Consider the following 20,531-nt stretch of genomic DNA (forward strand, 5'->3'; position numbering starts at 1 on the left):
AGCGTCGTGAGGAGGTGATCGTGAGGTCGGTCGCGAACGTCGAAGCCGTCCGGGGTGAGCCGGCCCGAGCTCATGATGCCGCGTGGCTATTGTCTGTCTCCCGCAAAACGACGTATGTGAATCCGGTGGCACGATGATCGCTCGGGGCGATGCGATCGATGGCGCAGGGGGATGGACGATGGGGATCAAGGCAGCTCTGCCTGCGGCGGCGATCGCCGTTCTGATGGCCGGTGGATGTGCGATGTCGCCGGAGGGCTTGAATTCGCGCGACGTCGCCGACAGCAGGAGCTTTTCCGAAAGCTATGAGGAGATCTACCGCCGCCTGATCGAGACCGGCAAAAGCTGCAATCCGCCCGTCCGGGTCTTTGGCAATCCGGCCAACCCGGGCGGGGGACAGATCGAAGCCGAAGGCGAGCTGCACCGCGACCGCGGCTTCGCGGAGTTTCGCCTGGTCGCAGGCAGCTATGGGGTCCGGATGAACTACTTCGCCTCGGCGCGCATCGAAAAGTCCGGCTCCGGATCGCGCGTGACCATCAAGGTCAGCAATCCGCTGGGAGCAGGCCCCCTGAGTAGCCGCATCTACCGCTGGGCCGGTGGAGATACGAGCTGCTAGCTGGGGCGTTTTCGCCGAAATTCGCCTGCGATTGCAGCAGGCGACTCCCGGGCCGTGGACGTCGTTCATCGAAAGCTCGGACAGCTGCGTCGGCTCCAGCTTCATACGAACCGCCAAAACGGACATCTCTCTGACGGGAGCAACGGCGGATGACCAGGAATTCATCGCGCGCGCCCGAATGGGTGTCGAACGGCTGGTCGACTAAGTCGAACGCTTGCGCCGGATCTCTTAAGCGACCAAAGAGTGGACGCCAATGCATCATGATGAGGCTTTGCGCAAGCATTCTCCTGACCCTTGACAGAATTTGCTTCAAAGGGACTCGGGCCAACGCCGGGCGCTGTGAAGCACGCGCAGGATTTGGATTGCATCGTTGGACAGCCGGTACGGCACGATGTAGGGCGTCTTCGGAATGACGAGCTCACGCGTGCCCTGAACGCGGCCTGGCCGTCCCATTTTCGGGCGATTGGCCAACAGCGTCTCGACATTCCGAAGAATATGGAGTGCGACGCGCTGAGCTGCCGCCGGATCGTCTTGTGCGATGTAGGCCCTCAAGGCGACGAGGTCGGCGATCGCCTCAGGGGACCAGATCGGGGTCATGATCCCTTCGAGGCAGCCTTGGTCGTGCTACCGGGGACTGTCTTCTCGGTTTCCGTTCCCCAAGACGCAACCCAGTCCCTGACCTCATGATGTGGAATGCCCTCGCCACGATCGAGCGACGAGATGGCTTGCTGGATGCTCTCCACCTGCCACTCATACACATCGAGAGAGCCGTTGATCAGCTCGGCAGCGACGACGTCGCGGCTCCGGCCCGTACTTTTGGCTAACCGTTCGAGGCGCTCGTTGACGCTCGCATCGACGTGCACGGTCAAGGTGGTCGAGGGCATCACGCAGTCCTTCGGCTCAGGCAAGCATCGAATATAGGACCGACGATTGTGCTGCGCAATTGCTGGCCAAGACCACTCGTTGAGCGCCGTTCTCTGCCCGACGAGCAATCCCCGTAGTCCTCTCATGCGCAAACTGCCCGTCGAGCCAGTTTGTCGCATGCTGCGCGCCTTGTGTCGTCGGGCAAATCAAGCGGATGCTCTCGGCCATCCCGTTCGCGATGAAGAGGGACGTTTCGGCCGATCGTCACGGAGCGTAGCAGCGGGGAGCGGTGGACGTGTCGGGCTCGGGGCTTTCGCGCAAGCGGGCCGGCGAATGAGCCTGGGACGTACGGTCAAGTCGCGTGGTCCTGGCCTCCCGACGCTGAGGTCAAGCCGGTCGATGATGCGGAGACGCGTCGCGCCGGTGATGGGGGCAAACAAGCCCGGTCCCCAGGGAGATCGCGAAGCAGCCGTTCAAACCAGCGCGCGGGGAAGGCCGGGTCGTCCGGCTGGACCTGTGGTACCTGCCGCCTGCATTTTTTTCTGCAGGCGGGCCACGGGCCTCAGTCGAGGTCCGGTCTTCCCCGCGCCCTCTCATTGTCGAGGGCGATGTCGGCAGCATCACCTGGGCGCGGATGGCGTCGCGGGAGTGCGGTGGGCTGTTCGGAAAAATCGTGGAGTGGATGTGGTGGCGGGAACGGGGGTGGATGCGTCACAGACGCCGGCGCTTCCGGTGCGCATGCGTTGGCGAGATGGCGGCAACAAATTCGGTGTCGTCCCGGGCTTGACCCGGGACCCATAACCACAGGCGGATGTGTGAGGCAGGCTGGTGCTTCAGGATGTGCCCAACACGTCTTCCTGTGGTTATGGGTCCCGGGTCAAGCCCGGGACGACAGCGGAGAACGAGGCGGGTGCGTGCCCATGCCATCAAGCTTGGCGCGCGCTCGACAACTACTTCCTGATCTTCACGCCCTTGGTCGTGAAGCGCTGCGGCCGCTGTTCGGGTCGCACAGGCCGCCGCGTGACGGCAGCCTTTCCCGTCCCCGGCGGCTGATGTGCGGGCACCAGCTGATCCGGGCGCGAGCCGATCAAATCGGCGCGGCCCATGGCGCGCAGTGCGTCCCGCAGCACCGGCCAGTTGTCCGGGTCGTGATAGCGCAGGAACGCCTTGTGCAGCCTGCGCTGCTTGAGGCCCTTGATGGCCTCGACCTTGTCGCTGCCGCCATGACGGACGCCGCGCAGCGGGTTGACGCCGGTGTGGTACATCGCGGTCGCCGTCGCCATCGGCGACGGCAGGAAGGTCTGGACCTGATCGGCGCGGTAGCGGTTCTTCTTCAGCCACAGCGCGAGGTTCATCATGTCCTCATCGCTGGTGCCGGGATGGGCGGCGATGAAATACGGGATCAAATAGTACTTCTTGCCAGCCTGCGCCGCGGCGGCGTCGAACATCTGCTTGAAGCGGTGATAGGTGCCGATGCCCGGCTTCATCATCTTGTCGAGCGGACCACGCTCGGTATGCTCCGGCGCGATCTTCAGGTAGCCGCCGACGTGATGCGTCACGAGCTCCTTGATATAGGCCGGGCTCTCGACCGCGAGGTCGTAGCGCACGCCCGAGGCGACCATCACGCGCTTGACGCCCTTGACCTCGCGGACCTTGCGATAGAGCCGGATGAGATCGTCATGCGAGGTGTTGAGGTTCGGGCAGATCTCCGGGAAGACGCAGGACGGCCGGCGGCACGCGGCCTCGACCTTGGGGTCCTTGCAGGCCATCCGGTACATGTTGGCGGTCGGGCCGCCGATGTCGGAGATCACGCCGGTGAAGCCCGGCGTCTTGTCCCGGATGCGCTCGATCTCCTGCAGGATCGAGCCTTCCGAGCGGCTCTGGATGATGCGGCCCTCATGCTCGGTGATCGAGCAGAAGGTGCAGCCGCCGAAGCAGCCGCGCATGATCGTCACCGAGAACTTGATCATGTCCCATGCCGGGATCTTGGCGTCGCCATAGGACGGATGCGGCGCGCGGGCGTAGGGCAGATCGTAGACGCTATCCATCTCCGCCATGGTCAGCGGGATCGGCGGCGGGTTGAGCCAGAGGTCGCGGTCGCCATGACGCTGCACCAGGGGACGTGCATTGCCCGGATTGCTTTCCCGGTGCAGCACGCGCGAGGCGCGCGCATAGGCCTCCTTGTCGGCCTCGACCTGCTCGCAGGACGGCAGCCGGACCACGACACAGCCCTTCTCGCGCGCCGCGCCTTCATCGGCGGAGTCGAGATCGTCGGCGTGCAGCTCGATGTAGGTCTCGGGCACTTTCCGGAACAGCGCGGTGCCGCGCACCGACTGGATGTCCTTCGGCGCTTCGCCGCTGGCGATGCGGTGCGCGACCTCGATCACGGCGCGCTCGGCATTGCCGTAGATCAGGATGTCGGCCTTGGCGTCGGCCAGCACCGAGCGGCGCACCTTGTCGGACCAGTAGTCGTAATGCGCGATGCGGCGCAGCGAGGCCTCGATGCCGCCGAGCACGACCGGCACGTCCTTGAACGCCTCGCGGCAGCGCTGCGCATAGACCAGCGTGCAGCGGTCCGGCCGCCTGCCGCCTTCGCCGTTCGGCGTGTAGGCGTCGTCGCTGCGGATGCGGCGGTCGGCGGTGTAGCGGTTGACCATGGAGTCCATGTTGCCGCCGGTGACGCCGAAGAACACGCGCGGGCGTCCCAGCGCCTTGAACGGCTCGGCCGAATGCCAGTCGGGCTGGGAGATGATGCCGACGCGAAACCCCTGGGCCTCGAGCAGCCGGCCGATGATTGCCATGCCGAACGAGGGATGGTCGACATAGGCGTCGCCGGTCACCAGCACGATGTCGCAGACGTCCCAGCCGAGCGCGTCCATCTCCTTGCGGCTCATCGGCAGGAACGGCGCAGGCTTGAGGTCGGCGCGGTGGCGCGGCCAGGAACTCAACGGGGGGGCGGTGAGGGCGATGTTCATCGCCCACGCATAGAGCCGCGGCGCTGCGAGTTCAACCAAAGCCCCGGTCGCAGACGAGGGCCGGTGGTCAAATTGTCCGGAATGGTTCCCGCGGCTTTGCGTGGCCGAACTGACGTCGCAGTTCCTGCCGTCTCAGTTGAGGTGATGCGAGGCGCCGTTGCGGCGCTTGAGCCAGCCATGGCCGAAATAGGCCAGCAGCGCGGCTGCGGCGAGCATGATCCAGATCGAGGGCATCTTCGAGCGCGGGCTGCCGCCGGCCTCGCCGACCGTGACCGGCCCGGTGCCGGGCTCGGTCATCGATACCAGCCGCAGGCCGGCAGCGTCGGTCGCGCGCCGCATGTCGGCGATGGCGGAATGGGGCAGCGGGTCGGCGGCGAACGGCCGACCAGTCGCCGGCGGGGGCTCGTCGGACGCGGCGAGGTCGCCCGGCGGCGGCTCCATCGCGGATTGCGCGGCGTGGCTGCCGGCGGGCAGCTGGGCGAAGGAGTTCAGGTTCGCCGGCCGATGCGGCTTCGGCCCATGCTGCGCCATCCGGTCCGGCTTCTCGGCCTTGTCCATCTTTTTCGGCGTCATGCTCTGCGGCACCGCGACCCGCACCTGCGGCCGCGAATAGGACGCGGGCTGGGTGACGGCCAGCATGCGGTCGGACCAGGCCATATAGGCCTTGCAGAGATCGTTGCAGTATTGGCCGTTGACCATGTCGGCGGATCCGGCCTGCGCGGCGCCGGGCGCGGCAACACAGATGATCGAGACCAGCGCGGCGGCCGCTCCGAGCCTCGACGATGTCAAAACAGGCAATGCGCTCAACTGGCCGATCATCGCAATTTCCCCCGTCGCGGTTTCACGCCGTTTGAGGAATAACGACAGCCGGTCTGGTCGAGAGTTGGATCAGATCGCGTCAACATCCGGATGAGTTGAGGTCAATTTGCTGATGCGAGGCGTTATCAATAAGCGGCGGGCTTTGCTGTTCGACATCGACGGCACGCTCGCCGATACCGACGCGCTGCACCTGCAGGCCTTCAACGCGGTGTTCGGGCCGTATGGCCATGTGTTCGACCGCGCGCGGGCGGCACGCGAACTGCTCGGCCGATCCAATTTGTCGATCTCCGCCCAATTTCTGCCCGATGAGCCGCCCGAGCGGCGCGCGGCGGTCATGGCGCAGAAGGAGGAGGTGTTTCGCAGCCTCGCCGCCGGCGCGGTGCAGCCGCTGCCGGGCCTGATGGCGTTGCTCGATCGGGCCGCGGCGGCGGCGATTCCGGTGGCGGCCGTCACCAACGCGCCGCGCGCCAATGCCGAGCTGATCCTGCACGGGCTCGGGCTGAGGGACCGGTTTCGCGCCGTGATCATCGGCGACGAACTGCCGCACGGCAAGCCGCACCCGCTGCCCTATCTGGAAGGCCTGCGCGCGATCGACGCCGTGCCGGAATGGTCGGTCGCCTTCGAGGATTCCCGCGCCGGCATCGCGGCGGCGACGGCGGCTGGCATCGCCACCGTCGGCATGCGCACCAATCTCGCTCATGACGAGCTGATCGCGGCGGGCGCGGCGCTGACCGCGGCGGCGTTCGATGACGCCGACGTGCTCGATCTGGTGATGGCGCGGCTGGGAGAGCGACTGTGAGCGACGCCGCGGAGCTGACATGTCGCTGACATCAGGCAACAGCTTGCGGTCACCGCGCTTGCGCGATGGTCTCGACCAACGCGGCCGCTCGCTTGGCCGTCACGAAATCAAGGTGAGACGCATGCGCAAGTTGTTGATCGCGGCCGGCCCCTCGGAACAGCCGTTCCGGCTGATGTTGCAGGTCGATGACGAAGGATCAGCATCCAATCAGCGCGGCCGTCGCGGCAGTGGAGCCGGGCGAGCCAAGCGCGGCCGCGCCAAACGTTCGGCCCGGCCGTTTCGCTGGGCGCAGCCGTCGCGCGCAATGGCCGCCATCCTTCGCGGCTTGCGGGCGACGCTGCTGGCTCTCTCTCCCGTGGAGATCCGGAACGATGTGAGCGTACGGCAGGAGGCCTTGCGGGACACGTCGCCGGTCGTGCCACGGCTTCGCGCCGTCAGCGGCTGCGGAGGAGCGCGCGAGGCCGCCGCCGTGCCGGCCGGCGCGCCCAACGCGGTCTTCTGCGCTGCGGCCACGCCGCGCCATCACGTCCGGTCGATGGAATCGCCGCGCGCCCAGCGCCGGCGGCTGCGGGCGCGCTGATCGCATCACCGCATGGGTGCCCTGCATGCTCCGTCCGTCGCCCCTTGCTTGTCCGCAGCCCGATGCCGTGATTGAAACGGACGGTGCGCGCCAGGCTCGCTGGGCTCGCCTCGCAGGAGGACGGATCGATCATGTTCGTGGCGCGTGTCGTGCCGATCGCCGTCGCCTTTTTCTGCGCGACCGCCGCCCTCGCGGCCGACAAGCCCGGCGAGACCAAAGGCACGGTGCTGGAGCCGTCGCCCGCCAATCTGGCGCTGACGTGGAGCGGGGCCAACCTGGTGTTGCCGGCGACGCTCGCCGGCGGACGGCGCTGGGAGGGCCGTGCGGAGGACGCGCCCGACGTGATCGGGATCGCGCCGCTCGCGATCGTGATGCACGGGTCAAGCGGCGTGGCGCCGGCCGTGAAGGAGTTCCAGGCCTGGCTCGCCGACGAGCTCGGCGTGGCGTCGGTGGCGCCCGACAGCCTCGCGATTCCCGACCGGCTGACCTACACCTCGCCGGTCGACGTCGCGACCTATGAGCGTGTCCACGCCCTGCGGCTGGCCGAGCTCGAGAACGCGCTGAAGGCGTCGCGCGACTGGAGCTGGGTCGACCGGCTGCGGATCGTGCTGGCGGGCACCAGCGAGGGTGCGGTGGCGGTCGGCCGCTACGCCGGCAAGGACGTGGCGGCGCGGCTGATCTATTCGTGGTCGTGCGAGGACAACTACTTCGTCAGCGCGCCCCGGCTCGGCATCGGTCCGAACGAGCCGGTGCTGAACGCGATTTCCGCGCGCGATCCGTATTTCACGGCCGCCAATCCCTGGAACAAGGACCGCGCCGTCACCGGCTCCTGCGCCGCCGCGCTCAAGGACGATGCCAAGGCGGAGGTGATGGTGATCGATGCCGACGTCCATACGATCCTGAACCGGCCGGAGGTGCACGAGCGGAGCGCGCGATTCCTGCGCGGCGTGTTGGAGCCATGATGGGCCGGGCGGAGGATTGACGACGTGCTGAGACTGCTCGTGCTCGAAGGCAATTCGCTGGACGGAAGGCGCCGCTGGGCCGAGATCGCAGGTGCCACGCCGTCGGAGAGCTACGCCGACGTGCTGCGCGCGCTCGCGCCAGAGGCGGCGATCGACATCGCCACGCCCGCCGATGCCGATGCGCGCCTGCCGCAGCCGATCGAGGCCTATCAGGGCATCGTCATCACGGGATCGGCGCTCAACATCTATCAGCGCGAGCCGGAATCGCTGCGCCAGATCGAGCTGGTGCGCACGGTCTTCGCGCGGGGCGTGCCGATGTTCGGCTCATGCTGGGGACTTCAGCTCGCCAGCGTTGCGGCCGGCGGCGAGGTGTCGCTCAATCCGGCCGGCCGCGAGGTCGGCTTCGCGCGCAAGATCGCGCTGACGGAGGCGGGCCGCGATCATCCGATGCACGCGGCGCGGGGCGCCGTGTTCGATGCACCGGCGATCCACAGCGACATCGTCACCAGGCTGCCGCCAGATGCGACGGTCACCGCGCGCAACGCGATGAGCGAGGTGCAGGCCGCGGAGATCCGCAGCGGCCGCGGCCGGTTCTGGGGCGTGCAATATCATCCCGAATTCAGCCTGCAGGACGTCGCCTGGGTGATCCGCCGCCTCAGCCAGCCGCTGGTCGAGGAGGGCTTCTTCACGGATCCCGCCGAGCTCGAGCGCTACGCCGCCGATCTCGCGATCCTGCACCACGACCGTGACCGGCGCGACATTCTGTGGCGGCTGGGGCTCGATCAGGACGTCGCGAATGACCGGGTGCGGCAGGCCGAGATCAGCAACTGGATCGCCTCGCTCGGGCGGGGCTGAGCGCGCTACCGCATGAACTGGATGATGAGTGGCGCAAGCGCCACGTTCATCAGCCCGACCAGCACCATCACGAGGCCGGCGACCGCGCCTTCCTCGCGACCGATCTGGTGGGCGCGTGCGGTGCCCGCGCCGTGCGCGCCGACGCCGAACAACGCGCCCTTGGCCAGCGTCGAGCGCAACGGCAGCCGCGTGAGCACGACGTCGCCGACGGCCGCGCCGATGATGCCGGTGAGCACGACGAACACGGCGGTGAGATCGGGGATGCCGCCGATCTCGCCGGAGACCTCCATCGCGAATGGCGTGCTGATCGAACGCGGCAGCAGGCTGAGGCGCAACTCGCCGTCGATGCCGAGCACATAGGCCAGCCCCCAGCTGGTCGCCACCGCGGTGAGGCTGCCCGCGACCATGCCGGCCAGCAGCAGCGGCCAGCGGCGGCGGATCAGTGCCCGCTGCTCGTAGATCGGCACGGCGAAGGCGACGGTGGCCGGCCCGAGCAGCGCCACCAGCCAATGCGTGCCGCGGATGTAATCGCGGTAGGAGACGTTGAGCGCGAGTGCCGCGATCATCAGCAGGGCCGGCGCCACCGCGAGCGGCATCAGCCACCAGCGCGGCCAGCGCCGGTGCACGCGCTTGGCGAGCAGATAGAGCAGGATCGTCGCGAGCGACCAGACCGCCGCCTGGATCAGCGGCTCACGCCACAGCGCGGCGAGGGTCATGACGCTCGGTCCAACGGTAGCAGAGGTCGATTGTGAGCGCGGTCACGCACATCACGGCGGTGGTGCTGACGACGATCAAGGCAAAGATCTTCAGGCCGAGCAGGCCAAACAGCTCATGATGGTCGAGCAGCGCCAGCACCGCCGGCACGAAGAACAGCAGCATCTCCGCCAGCATCCAGTTCGCGCCGCGCTTGATGCTCGCGACCTTCAGTCCGCCGGCTAGGATCAGGACGAGCGCCAGCGCCATGCCGATGATGCCGCCGGGCAATGGCAGGCCGGTCGTCCGGACCAGCGCCTCGCCGACGGCCCAGAACAGGCCGAGCAGACCGATCTGCGCCAGCCGGTTGCGGCGGATCAGGCGATGAACCCCAATGGAAATGCTGCGATGCATCATGCGGTGGCGTCCGAAAAGTGATTGCGCTTGCAATGTATGCCGCATCGCAGCATGTAGAAAGCGAATTGAATGAATGATAATAAGTCGAATATGGAATATTCGGCCTGATTATGGAACTTCGTACCCTCAGGACCTTCGTCGAGGTCGTCCGCCAAGGCGGCTTCTCCCAGGCCGCCAAGGTGGTGTTCGCGACCCAGTCGACCGTGAGCAAGGCCGTCAAGCAGCTCGAGGACGAGCTGGGATTGCCGCTCTTGGACCGGCTCGGCCACAAGAGCCGCATGACCGCCGCCGGCGAGATCGTCTATCGCCGTGCGATTCGGCTGCTGGCGGAGCGCGATGATCTGCAGGCGGAGCTCGCCGAGCTGCGCGGCTTGAAGCGCGGCGTGCTGCGTCTCGGCCTGCCGCCGATCGGATCGAGCACGCTGTTCGCGCCGTTGTTCGCGCTCTACCGCCAGCTCTATCCGGAGATCGAGATCCGACTGGTGGAGCACGGCAGCGACCGGCTCAGCGAATTGCTGGCTGCGGGCGATATCGATTTTGCCGGCCTGCTGCCGCCGATCGCCGATGAGTTTGCCGCGCAGGTCGTGCGCCGCGAGCCGCTGATGGCTCTGGTCTCGGTCGATCATCCGCTGGCCCGCCGCGAGACGATCACCCTTGCGGAGCTGCGCGAGACACCGTTCGTGCTGTTCGAGGCCGGCTTCGCGCTCAACCGAATCCTTCGCGAGGCGTGCCGCCGCAACGGCTTCGAACCTGTCGTGGCTGCGCGCAGCACCCAGATCGATTTCATCGCCGAGCTCGCCGGCGCCGGTCTCGGCGTCGCCTTCCTGCCGCGCATGATCGCGACCCAGCGCACGCAGGTGCCGATCAGTCTCGTCCTGCTTGATGAGCCCGGCACCGAATGGACATTGGCGATGGCCTGGCGCCGCGGCGCCTATCTGTCGCCTGCGGCTGCGGCGTGGTTGAGGCTGGTACGCGAGCGCGGCGAGGCTTGAGCAATCACTGCGACGATGTCGCTTGAACGGTGAGAGACGTGCGGCAAGGGATCCCAGTCCTACGGCCTGACTCACAGCGCGCGACTCGCAGCGCGGAACCAGCTCTGCTCCGAAGGCGTTTCCGCATGATCCGAAAAGAACGTGACACGTTTTTGCGTGCCTCGAGCTCATTCATTGAACCGGAGGGCAAGGATGTGCCGTTGGATCGCCTATCGCGGAGAAACGACCGCCTTCGAGCATTATGTGACCGAGCCGGAACATTCCCTGGTGACGCAGAGCATCCGCGCGCTGGAATCGACCGCGGGCACCAATGGTGACGGCTTCGGTCTCGGTTGGTACGGCGATCATCCAGAGCCGGGGCTTTATCGCGAGACGCGGCCGGCCTGGTCGGATGAGAATCTCCGCTATCTCAGCCGGCATCTGCGCTCGCATCTGTTCTTCGCTCATGTCCGCGCCGCGACCGGCACGGCGGTCACTCGCCAGAACTGCCATCCCTTCGCCTGCGGCCGCTGGCTGTTCATGCACAACGGCTTCGTCGGCAGCTGGAACAGGCTGCGGCGCAAGGTCGAGGCTCTGATCCCGGACGCGCTGTATCCGTCACGGCTCGGCACGACCGACTCCGAAGCCGTGTTCCTCGCCATTGTCGGTGCCGGCATTGATCCGGACCCGATCGGCGCGACGCGCGAGGTGCTGCGATCACTCTGTGAGCTCGTCAATGAGGATGGTCTGCGTGAGCATCTGCGCTTCACCTCGGCGCTGTCCAACGGCCACGATCTCTATGCGTTTCGCTTCGCCGAGAATGACCGCGCCAATTCGCTGTATTTCCGCGAAGACGGCAATCAGGTGATCGCGGTCTCCGAGCCGTATGACAAGGAGCCTGACTGGATCGAGGTGCCGCCGGACCACGTGCTGATCGCGCGCGCGGCAAAGCCCGCCGAAATTGTTCCGCTATTCGCCGCAGGGACTGCTGATTTTGCCGCGGAACGCAAGCGATCACAACGGGTTGTCGGAGGTACTTAGAACAGCAGGAACTGAAAGATCCCGCGATGTGCGGCATTTGTGGCGAAATCAGCTTTTCCGGAAGGCCCTCATTGTCCACGCTCGGCCGCATCAACGATGCGATGCAGGCGCGTGGTCCTGATGCGGCCGGCCTCTACGTGCAGGGCGGGCTTGCGCTCGGCCATCGCCGCCTGAGCATTCTCGATCTCTCGGCTGCGGCACAGCAGCCGATGATCGACGCGGCGCTAGGTCTCGGCCTGGCATTCAACGGCTGCATCTACAATTTCCGTGAACTTCGCGACGAGCTGAAGGCGAAGGGCTATCGCTTCTTTTCCGACGGCGACACCGAGGTCATCCTCAAGGCCTACCATGCCTGGGGCAAATCCTGCGTGCAGCGCTTCAAGGGGATGTTCGCCTTTGCGCTATGGGAACGCGACAGCGGGCGCGTTCTGCTGGCGCGCGACCGTCTCGGCATCAAGCCGCTCTACTACACCGATGGTCCTCACGGCTTTCGCTTTGCGTCGTCATTGCCGGCGCTGCTGGCGGGCGGCGAGGTCGATACGGCGCTCGATCCGATCGCCTTGCATCACTTCTTCAGCTTCCACGCCGCCGTTCCGGCGCCGCGCACGATATTGCGCGGCGTGAAGAAGCTCGAGCCTGCCACTCTGCTCACGATCGAGCCCGACGGCACGCAGCATCGCGAGCGCTACTGGCATTTCTCGGTCGGCGAGCAGCGTCCGACCGATCGCGCCATGAGCCAGGAGGAGTGGTCGGAGGCGCTGCTCGAGGCGATGACGACAGCGGTCGACCGCCGGCGCGTGGCCGACGTGCCGGTGGGCGTGCTGCTGTCCGGCGGCCTCGATTCGTCGCTGCTGGTCGCGCTGCTGTCGAAGCTCGGACACGAGGACATCCGCACCTTTTCGATCGGGTTCGATGCGGTGGGCGCGCATTCCGGCGACGAGTTTCGCTACTCGGATATCATCGCGCGGACGTTCGGGACCAATCACGAGCAGATCAGGATCGGCGGCGACCGCGCGCTGCAGGCGCTCCCCGGCGCCATTGCTGCCATGTCGGAGCCGATGGTCAGCCATGACGCCGTCGCGTTCTATCTGCTGTCATCTGAGGTCGCCAAGCGCGTCAAGGTGGTGCAGAGCGGACAGGGAGCCGACGAGGTGTTCGGCGGCTACAGCTGGTATCCGGGCTTCCTCTCGGCCAATGAGCCCGTTCAGCAATATCAGAACGCCTATTTCGACTGGACGCATTCCGACCTGCAGCGGTTGCTGGCACCGGAGATGCTTGGCGACGACGACGCGAGCCTGGCATTCGTGGAGCGCTTCTTCGCAGCTCACGCTGGAGCTTCGGCGGTCGACAAGGTCCTGCAGATCGACACCGAGATCATGCTGGTCGACGACCCCGTGAAGCGGGTGGACAACATGACGATGGCGTTCGGGCTGGAAGCGCGGGTGCCGTTCCTGGATCACGAGGTCGTCGAGCTGGCTGCGCGCATGCCCGCCGAGCTGAAGGTGAAGAACGGCGGCAAGCACATTCTCAAGGAGGCGGCGCGCCGCTGCGTGCCGGCGGAGGTGATCGACCGCCCCAAGGGATACTTTCCGGTGCCGTTGTTGCGCTATCTGCGCGGCCCGTTTCTCGACTACGTCCGCGACCTGCTCAATGACGAGAAGGCGCGTGCACGCGGTCTCTACCGACGCGATTTCATTGACCACATGTTGCAGCACCCCGAGGCCGAGATGAGCCCCAAGGGACATTCGCGGTTGTGGCAGGCGGCCCTGCTGGAGGCATGGCTGCAGACTCACGGCATTTGACGTCGGAGAGGATTGATCACATGGGATTGGATCCACGCATCCTGGAGAAGCTGCGGCTCGGCCTGAGCGATGACGAGCGGCGTCTGGTGATCCGCTCGGCCACCGGCAGCGAGGAGGTCACGGAATATTCGTTCGGCATCGAGGAGGAATACTTTCTCGTCGACGCGCAGACGCGCGATGTCGCGATCCGGACGCCGGACGACCTGTTCGAGGCCGCCAACTGGTCGACCGGCGGACAGGCGATGCGCGAGATGCTGCAGGCCCAGCTCGAGGTCGCCACCAACGTCCATGTCGATGTCGGCGATGCGCGCGAGGAGCTGAAATTCCTGCGGCGCGAGGTTGCCAGCGTGGCGAGCCAGTATGGCCTGACCATCCTGGCCTGCTCCACGCATCCGACCGCGACGTGGCGCAGCTCACTGCCGAGTCCCAAGCCGCGCTACGCGGAGATGATGGAAGACCTGCGGATCGTCGGCCAGCGCAACATGCTGTGCGGCATGCATGTGCATGTGCAGTTGCCGGACCCGGACCTGCGCTTCGCGGTGATGCGGGCGATGCTCCCCTACATCCCGGTGTTCATCGCGCTCTCGGCGTCCTCGCCATTCTGGAATTCGCGCGAGACGGGCCTGAAGGGCTATCGGCTCGCCGCCTACGACGAGCTGCCGCGCAGTGGCCTGCCCGAGCTGTTCACCTCGAAGCAGCAATATGATCGCTATGTGGCGGCGCTGACGAAGTCCGGCGTGATGCCGGACGAGAGCCATGTCTGGTGGGCGATGCGCCCGTCGCTGCGGCATCCGACGCTGGAGCTGCGTGCCCCCGACGTCTGCACCTCGGTCGACGACGCCGTGGCGATTGCCTCGCTCTATCGCGCCTTGGCGCGCCACCTGTACCTGAATCCCGATCTTGCCGAGGCCGTCGGCAACGTCGAGCGTGCGATCGCGGTCGAAAACAAGTGGCGGGCGCAGCGCTATGGCACCGACTGTCTGTTCGTGACCGAGGACGGTCCGGTGACGGGCCAGGAGATCCTGAACCGCATGATCGCGGACGTCGCGCCGCATGCGGAGGCGCTGGGATGCCTCGCCGAGGTCGAGCACTGCCGCATCATCATGCAGTTCGGCAGCTCGGCCGACTATCAGCTGCAGGCCTATCGCGAGTCCGGCGGGCAGTTGTCGGCGGTGACGCGCTGGATCGAGGCCGCCACCGTGTCGCGCGCCGAGCCACCGCGCCGGCAGGCACCGGTCGAGCCAGCCCAATGACGCCGGCCTAGATCGGTTGCCTGATCACACGGCCGTCGCGCGCCACGAGGCGGCCGTCCTTGTAGACCGAGCGGCCCTTTGGCACGGCGACGACGGCCTGCGGAACGTGCTCGGCATCGAGGGTGACAAAGTCGGCCCGCGCGCCGGCGCGCAGGCCGTAATCGGCAAGCCTCAAGACCTTGGCGCCGGCCTCGGTGACGAGGTCGAAGGCCATCCGCAACTCGTCATCGACATAGAACCCGGAGCGGTAGCCGACCATCATGGCGCGGTTCAACAGATCGCCGTCGCCGTAGGGCCACCAGGAGTCGCGGATGTTGTCGTTGCCGCTGAACACGGTGACGCCGGCCGCGCGCAGCAGCGCCACCGGCGGGAAGGGCCGCGCGCCCGGCGCATTGGTCATGATGGCGACGCCAGACGCCGCCAGGACATCGGCAATCTTCTTCAGCGGGTCAGCAGGCAGGTCGCCGAGCGCATAGGCGTGGCTGACCGCGACGTGGCCCTGCATGCCGAGGGCGCGCGTGCGCGCCGCGATCTGCTCCAGCTCGAACAGCCCGAGCATGCCCGGATCGTGCAGATGAATATCGACGTCGACGCCGTGCTTGTGCGCTGTGCCGAACACGACGTCGAGATGCTTTTCGACGTCGCGGTCGAAGCTCGCGGGGTCGAGCCCGCCGACGAGGTCGGCGCCGAGCCGGATGGCCTCGTCGAGCAGCTCGGGCGTGCCCGGGCTCTTGAGGATGCCGCTCTGGGGAAAGGCGACGAGCTGGATCTCGATCAGCTCGCGATACTCCTCGCGCACGCGCAGGATCGTTTCCAGCGATGTCAGGCCGACCGAGCCGTCGACCATGACGTGGCTGCGCATCCGCGTGGTGCCGTGGCCGATGCAGAGATCGAGCTGGTTGCGGGCGCGCACGTCCATCGGCGCGGCCGCGGCCATGTTCTGGGCCTGTAAGGTGACGCGCTCATGCACGTCGAAGCCGTTGGTGCAGGGCTTGTGCGGCTTCCAGGCATCGCCATAGAAGCTGGTGTCGAGATGGATGTGGCCCTCGACGAAGCCGGGCACGACCAGCGCGCCGCCGAGATCGACCACCTCGCGCGCCTCGGGGCGCTCGGTCTCGGCGAGAAGGCCGCTGATGCGGCCGCCGTCGACCGTGATCGCATGGCGCGCGCCGCGGTCGAGCCGCGCATTGATGAACAGCTTGTCGACGGCCATGCCCGAGATCCTTCCCATTCGTCCGCCCGGCATCGGAGCCGCATGACTGCGGTCCGATGCGCGATGAGACGATATTCTTGGTCAGGAGCGGCCGGAGCCGCAAGCATCTTCAGGCGGCAATCGCGTGCGGCAGTCCGGCGAGCCAGTCGCGCGCCAGCGCGATGTCCGCCTGCGACAGCTGGTGCCCCGCCGGCAGCGTCGTGTGAGTCACGTCCGCGCCGGCCTCGGTGAGCTCAGTGCACAGCTTTGTCGCATTGCTGGCGGGCACGATCGGATCGGCGAGCCCCGACAGCATCAGCACCGGCTGACGCGTCAGCTTGACCGCCGGTGGCTGGCTCAGCGGCACCATGGCTCGGAACAGCACCGCGCCCGCCAGCGTCTCCGGCTGCAACAGCAGCAGCGCTGCGGCGATGTTGGCGCCGTTGGAGTAGCCGACCGCGACCGGCGCTCCGATCCCATAATGCCGACGCGCCTCGCCGACGAAGGCGCCGAGCTCCCGCGCGCGGCGGCGGACGTCGTCCTCGTCGAATACACCTTCCGCCAGGCGGCGGAAGAAGCGCGGCATGCCGTGCTCAAGCACCTGCCCGCGTGGCGAGAGGAGAGCCGCGCCGGGCGAGAGCGTGGCGCCGAGCGGCAAGAGATCGTTCTCGTCGCCGCCGGTGCCGTGCAGGAGCAGCAGCGGCGCTGCGCCGGCCGCGCTTGCGGGCTGGAAGCGGTGGGTGAAGGACAATGTGGCGGTCATGATGCGGCCTCCTCGAGGTTGGGCAGCACGCCCTCGATCTGCTTGCGATGCGATTCGAGGAAAGCGGGCAGCTTCAGGTTTTGTCCGAGCTCGGCGACCGGCTCGTCGACCGCGAAGCCCGGGATGTCGGTCGCGATCTCGAACAGCACGCCGCCCGGCTCGCGGAAGTAGATCGAGCGGAAGTAGTTGCGGTCCTTCTGCTCGGTCGGATGCAGGCCGTGGCGATCGACCAGCCGCTGCGCCATCACGCCCTGTTCGGCGTCGTCGGCGGCGCGGAAGGCGATGTGGTGGACGGAGCCCGCGCCCTGCGCGCCGCGTAGAAAGCCCTTGGCCTCGTAGATGTCGACCACGCTGCCTTGCGCATCGCCCGGCGCCTTGAACCGGATCACCGAGCCTTCGCGGCCCGTCTCGGCAAAGCCGAACACGTCGGTCAGCACGGCTGCGGTCTTCTCGGCGGAGTCGAGCAGCAGCGTGACGCCGTGGAAGCCGCGGATGGCGTGCTCGGCCGGGATGTCGCCGTTGCTGTAGCCGGGCTCGTTCTCCGCGCCGGGGATGCCGACCAGCGCGAGCGCCATGCCGTCGGGATCGGTGAACGGCAGCACCGACTCGCCGAAACGCTTCTCCAGAGCCTCATAGGCGATGCCCTTCTCGGTCAGGCGCTGCGTCCAGTAGCCGAGCGAGCGCTGCGGCACGCGGAACGCGGTCTGGTGGGTCTCGCCGACGCCGCGACGGCCCGGCCGCACGCCGGCCCAGGGGAAGAAGGTCAGGATGGTGCCGGGGCGGCCGGTCTCGTCGCCGTAATAGAAGTGATAGGTGCCGGGATCGTCGAAATTGACCGTCTTCTTGACGAAGCGCAGCCCGAGGTCGCGGGTGTAGAAGCCGAAATTGCGGATCGGGTCGCCGGCGATGGCGGTGACGTGGTGAAGTCCGGGCATGTGAATCTCCTGTCGGTAGGCCCAAAAGGGCCGCTTGAATTCCTGGACGCCATATTGGTCCGCTTTGATTTGGAGACAATCCGTGCTCTTGTGACGTCTCTGTCTACGATTTGGCGACAATGACGGCCCGGAGACCCTATGGACAAGCTGAGCAGCCTGCGGGCCTTCGTGAAGGTGGTCGAGAGCGGCAGCTTCGCCGAAGCCGGCCGGCAGTTGCGGCTGTCGCGCTCGGCGATCTCGAAATATATCGGCGAGCTCGAGCAGAGCCTCGGCGTGCAGCTGATCGTCCGCACCACGCGCCATGCCAGCCCGACCGAGACCGGCCAGCGCTATTTCGAGCGCGCAGTCTCGATCCTCGCCGAGCTCGACGCCGCCGATCAGGCCGTCAGCCAGTCGCAGGCCGCGCCGCGTGGGCTGTTGCGCGTCAATGCGCCGATGTCGTTCGGCACCATGCGGCTCGGGCCGGTCGTGGCCGATTTCATGGCCCGCTATCCCGAGCTGCAGTTGCAGATCGTGCTCAGCGACGACCTGCTCGATCCGGTGCAGGATGGGTTCGACGTGACCTTGCGGATCGCCGAGCTGGAATCGTCGAGCCTGGTGGCGCGGCGGATCATGCCGGTCGAGCGCGTCATCTGCGCCGCGCCGGCCTATCTGGCGCGGCACGGCACGCCAGAGAGCCCGGAGGAGCTCCGCCGCCACACCGCGCTGACCTACGGCTTCCTGCTGACCGGCAATCAGTGGAAGCTCACCGGCAGCGACGGCGACCACTGGATCCAGCCGGCATGGTCGTTGTGCGTCAACAATGCCGAGGTGCTGCGCGATGTCGCCATCAAGGGGCAGGGCGTTGCGCTGATCCCGCGCTTCATCGCGGCGGACGCGCTCGAGAGCGGGGCGCTGACCGCGATCCTCGCCGACTACGCCGCGCCGCCGCTCGCGCTCTATGCGATCTATCCGCCGACGCGGCACCTCTCGGTCAAGGTGCGGCTGTTCATCGACTTCCTGGTCGAGCGGTTCGGCAGGGAGCGCGACGTGACCAGCCCATAGGCTGCAACTGAACGGCAAATCGCCTCGAACCTTTAACCGGGCGCTGATAGGGTTCCGAGCCGGCAGCAGAGAGGAAACGATGCATGGGGCGGCTGAGCACGCATATTCTGGACACGGTCAGGGGCAAGCCCGCGGCCGGCGTCGCGATCGATCTCGATGTCCTCGAACCGGACGGCTCCTGGCGCCGCGTCAAGCAGGTGCGGAGCAATGCGGACGGGCGGACCGATCAGCCGATGCTGGCGGACGATGACTTCGCCACCGGCACCTACATGCTGACCTTCCATATGGGAGCTTATTTCAAGACCCATGGCCTCGCCTTGGGCGACCCGCTGTTTCTCGACCTGATCCCGCTCCGCTTCTCCGTCGCCGATGCCGGCGCGCACTACCATGTGCCGCTGCTGGCGACGCCCTGGAGCTACCAGACCTATCGCGGGAGCTGAGACAAATGAGTGCCGAATATCCGCGCGACATGGTCGGCTACGGCCGCACGCCGCCGCATCCGCGCTGGCCCGGCGATGCCCGCATCGCGGTGCAGTTCGTGATCAACTACGAGGAGGGCGGCGAGAACAACATCCTCCACGGTGACGCTGCCTCCGAAGCCTTCCTGTCCGAGATCGTGGGCGCCCAGCCGTGGCCGGGCCAGCGCCACATGAACATGGAGTCGATCTACGAGTTCGGCTCGCGCGCCGGCTTCTGGCGGCTGTGGCGGATGTTCACCGCCCGCAAGCTGCCGGTCACGGTGTTCGCCATCGCCACCGCGATGGCCCGCAATCCAGATGCCGTGGCGGCGATGAAGGAGGCCGGCTGGGAGATTGCCTCCCACGGCCTGAAATGGATCGACTACCGCGATGTCCCCGAAGCCGACGAGCGCGCCGATATCGAGCAGGCGATCCGCCTCCATGCCGAGCTGACGGGCGAGCGGCCGCTCGGCTTCTACCAGGGCCGCACGTCGGAGCGCACGCTCGACATCGTCCTCAACCAGCAGGGCTTCGTCTACAGCGCCGATTCCTATGCCGACGAATTGCCGTACTGGATCGCGGGGCCGCACGGCCCGCAACTGATCGTGCCCTATACGCTCGATGCCAACGACATGCGCTTCGCCACCCCGCAGGGCTTCAACTCCGGCGACCAGTTCTTCGCCTATCTGAAGGACAGTTTTGATACGCTCTACGCAGAGGGCGCGGAGAGCCCGCGCATGATGTCGGTCGGACTGCACTGCCGGCTGGTCGGCCGCCCCGGGCGCGCGGCCGCGCTGGCGCGCTTCCTCGACTACATCACGGGTCATGACAAGGTCTGGGTCGCGACCCGGCTGGACATCGCCCGGCACTGGATCCGGACGCATCCGCCGGCTGGCGCATGGCGGCCGTCGCAGATGTCGCGCGTGCTGTTCGTCGAGCGCTATGGCGACATCTTCGAGCACTCCCCGGAGATTGCCGACCGCGCCTATCGTGCCGGCCTGTCCGCCTTCGACGACGCCGCGGATGCGCTGCATACGACGCTCATGAACGTCGTCCGCGCCATGAGCCGCGACGAGAAGCTGAAGCTGATCCGCGCCCATCCGGAGCTCGCCGGCCGCGAGGCGCTGGCGGGTGAGATGACGAACGACTCGATCGGCGAGCAGGGTCGGCTCGGATTCACCGCGCTGTCGCGCGCCGAGTTCGAGCGCGTCGCCGACATCAACCGCCGCTATCGCGACAAGTTCGGCATTCCGCTGATCGTCGCTCTGGCGCTGCACGCCGACCGTCCCTCGGTCATCGCCGAGATGGAACGCCGCATCGGCAACGATATGGATACCGAGATCGCCAACGCGATCGACCAGATCGGCCACATCACGCGGGCGAGATTGGCGAAGAAGTTCGAGCAGGGGTGAGCAGGCGGGCTGGTGTCGTCGCGTGTTAGTTGGTTCGGTGCGCGCGCCTCGCAGCCGGTGGGCTCCCTCTCCCCGTTCTTACG

General features: G+C 67.0%; 21 protein-coding genes. 12 read left to right on the forward strand and 9 right to left on the reverse strand.

Annotated features, from left to right (window positions below; genetic code table 11):
- Positions 1-178 precede the first annotated feature (178 nt).
- Positions 179-613, forward strand: a complete 435-nt coding sequence (locus ACQR1X_RS05350) for a hypothetical protein (RefSeq protein ID WP_434898458.1) — start codon at positions 179-181, stop codon at positions 611-613.
- A 309-nt stretch (positions 614-922) separates the two neighbouring features.
- Here ACQR1X_RS05350 and ACQR1X_RS05355 read toward each other — a convergent pair whose 3' ends face one another.
- From ACQR1X_RS05355 to ACQR1X_RS05370, 4 genes are all read right to left on the reverse strand, one after another.
- A complete protein-coding gene (locus ACQR1X_RS05355; RefSeq protein WP_434863978.1) occupies positions 923-1,210 on the reverse strand; it encodes a type II toxin-antitoxin system RelE/ParE family toxin in 288 nt (95 codons plus the stop codon).
- Complete coding sequence (locus tag ACQR1X_RS05360) at positions 1,207-1,497, reverse strand: CopG family ribbon-helix-helix protein (protein WP_434898459.1); 291 nt, start codon at positions 1,495-1,497, stop codon at positions 1,207-1,209. Before ACQR1X_RS05360 ends, ACQR1X_RS05355 begins: the two co-directional genes overlap by 4 nt.
- 930 nt (positions 1,498-2,427) lie before the next feature.
- Entirely contained in the window at positions 2,428-4,452 is a 2,025-nt protein-coding gene (locus ACQR1X_RS05365; protein WP_315805266.1) for a YgiQ family radical SAM protein, read from the reverse strand.
- A gap of 132 nt (positions 4,453-4,584) precedes the next feature.
- Positions 4,585-5,271: a hypothetical protein gene (locus tag ACQR1X_RS05370; RefSeq protein WP_316182804.1), complete on the reverse strand. Its 687-nt coding sequence runs from the start codon at positions 5,269-5,271 to the stop codon at positions 4,585-4,587.
- A 106-nt stretch (positions 5,272-5,377) separates the two neighbouring features.
- Here ACQR1X_RS05370 and ACQR1X_RS05375 point away from each other — a divergent pair, with 106 nt between their 5' ends.
- The 4 genes from ACQR1X_RS05375 (at position 5,378) to ACQR1X_RS05390 (ending at position 8,467) form a co-directional block, all read left to right on the forward strand.
- Positions 5,378-6,070, forward strand: a complete 693-nt coding sequence (locus ACQR1X_RS05375) for an HAD family hydrolase (protein ID WP_434898460.1) — start codon at positions 5,378-5,380, stop codon at positions 6,068-6,070.
- Between the two features lie 58 nt (positions 6,071-6,128).
- Positions 6,129-6,650, forward strand: a complete 522-nt coding sequence (locus tag ACQR1X_RS05380) for a hypothetical protein (RefSeq protein ID WP_434898461.1) — start codon at positions 6,129-6,131, stop codon at positions 6,648-6,650.
- 131 nt (positions 6,651-6,781) lie between these two features.
- Entirely contained in the window at positions 6,782-7,612 is an 831-nt protein-coding gene (locus ACQR1X_RS05385) for a hypothetical protein (protein WP_316182876.1), read from the forward strand.
- A gap of 24 nt (positions 7,613-7,636) precedes the next feature.
- Complete coding sequence (locus ACQR1X_RS05390; RefSeq protein ID WP_434898462.1) at positions 7,637-8,467, forward strand: type 1 glutamine amidotransferase; 831 nt, start codon at positions 7,637-7,639, stop codon at positions 8,465-8,467.
- 5 nt (positions 8,468-8,472) lie between these two features.
- Here ACQR1X_RS05390 and ACQR1X_RS05395 read toward each other — a convergent pair whose 3' ends face one another.
- Both ACQR1X_RS05395 and ACQR1X_RS05400 read right to left on the reverse strand, forming a co-directional pair.
- A complete protein-coding gene (locus tag ACQR1X_RS05395; protein ID WP_434898463.1) occupies positions 8,473-9,183 on the reverse strand; it encodes an LrgB family protein in 711 nt (236 codons plus the stop codon).
- Positions 9,158-9,577, reverse strand: coding sequence for a CidA/LrgA family protein (locus ACQR1X_RS05400; RefSeq protein ID WP_434898464.1), 420 nt, complete (start codon positions 9,575-9,577; stop codon positions 9,158-9,160). The genes ACQR1X_RS05395 and ACQR1X_RS05400 overlap by 26 nt, the downstream gene beginning before the upstream one ends.
- A 110-nt stretch (positions 9,578-9,687) precedes the next feature.
- Here ACQR1X_RS05400 and ACQR1X_RS05405 point away from each other — a divergent pair, with 110 nt between their 5' ends.
- The 4 genes from ACQR1X_RS05405 (at position 9,688) to ACQR1X_RS05420 (ending at position 14,644) form a co-directional block, all read left to right on the forward strand.
- A complete protein-coding gene (locus tag ACQR1X_RS05405; RefSeq protein WP_316216707.1) occupies positions 9,688-10,569 on the forward strand; it encodes a LysR family transcriptional regulator in 882 nt (293 codons plus the stop codon).
- 192 nt (positions 10,570-10,761) lie between these two features.
- A complete protein-coding gene (locus tag ACQR1X_RS05410) occupies positions 10,762-11,589 on the forward strand; it encodes a class II glutamine amidotransferase (RefSeq protein WP_434898465.1) in 828 nt (275 codons plus the stop codon).
- A gap of 26 nt (positions 11,590-11,615) precedes the next feature.
- Positions 11,616-13,391 (forward strand): N-acetylglutaminylglutamine amidotransferase, encoded by a 1,776-nt coding sequence (locus ACQR1X_RS05415; RefSeq protein ID WP_434898466.1) that lies wholly within the window; start codon positions 11,616-11,618, stop codon positions 13,389-13,391.
- A 20-nt stretch (positions 13,392-13,411) separates the two neighbouring features.
- On the forward strand, positions 13,412-14,644 hold the full coding sequence (locus tag ACQR1X_RS05420) for a carboxylate-amine ligase (protein ID WP_316216705.1): 1,233 nt from the start codon (positions 13,412-13,414) through the stop codon (positions 14,642-14,644).
- Positions 14,645-14,651: 7 nt separating this feature from the next.
- Here ACQR1X_RS05420 and ACQR1X_RS05425 read toward each other — a convergent pair whose 3' ends face one another.
- From ACQR1X_RS05425 to ACQR1X_RS05435, 3 genes are all read right to left on the reverse strand, one after another.
- Complete coding sequence (locus tag ACQR1X_RS05425) at positions 14,652-15,857, reverse strand: amidohydrolase family protein (protein WP_434898467.1); 1,206 nt, start codon at positions 15,855-15,857, stop codon at positions 14,652-14,654.
- 109 nt (positions 15,858-15,966) lie between these two features.
- The gene (locus ACQR1X_RS05430) at positions 15,967-16,599 is read right to left on the reverse strand and encodes an alpha/beta hydrolase (RefSeq protein ID WP_434898468.1); all 633 of its coding nucleotides are present in this window, start codon (positions 16,597-16,599) and stop codon (positions 15,967-15,969) included.
- Entirely contained in the window at positions 16,596-17,534 is a 939-nt protein-coding gene (locus tag ACQR1X_RS05435) for a ring-cleaving dioxygenase (RefSeq protein WP_315805253.1), read from the reverse strand. Before ACQR1X_RS05435 ends, ACQR1X_RS05430 begins: the two co-directional genes overlap by 4 nt.
- A gap of 138 nt (positions 17,535-17,672) precedes the next feature.
- Between ACQR1X_RS05435 and ACQR1X_RS05440 the strand changes: the two genes are divergently transcribed.
- The 3 genes from ACQR1X_RS05440 to puuE all read left to right on the forward strand — a co-directional run bounded on the left by ACQR1X_RS05440 (position 17,673) and on the right by puuE (position 20,448).
- Positions 17,673-18,578, forward strand: a complete 906-nt coding sequence (locus tag ACQR1X_RS05440) for a LysR family transcriptional regulator (protein ID WP_434898469.1) — start codon at positions 17,673-17,675, stop codon at positions 18,576-18,578.
- An 83-nt stretch (positions 18,579-18,661) separates the two neighbouring features.
- Complete coding sequence (uraH, locus tag ACQR1X_RS05445; RefSeq protein WP_315805251.1) at positions 18,662-19,018, forward strand: hydroxyisourate hydrolase; 357 nt, start codon at positions 18,662-18,664, stop codon at positions 19,016-19,018.
- Between the two features lie 5 nt (positions 19,019-19,023).
- Positions 19,024-20,448, forward strand: a complete 1,425-nt coding sequence (puuE, locus tag ACQR1X_RS05450; RefSeq protein WP_434898470.1) for an allantoinase PuuE — start codon at positions 19,024-19,026, stop codon at positions 20,446-20,448.
- Positions 20,449-20,531: the final 83 nt, after the last annotated feature.

Source organism: Bradyrhizobium sp. HKCCYLRH3073 (assembly GCF_051167995.1).
Taxonomy (GTDB): Bacteria; Pseudomonadota; Alphaproteobacteria; order Rhizobiales; family Xanthobacteraceae; genus Bradyrhizobium.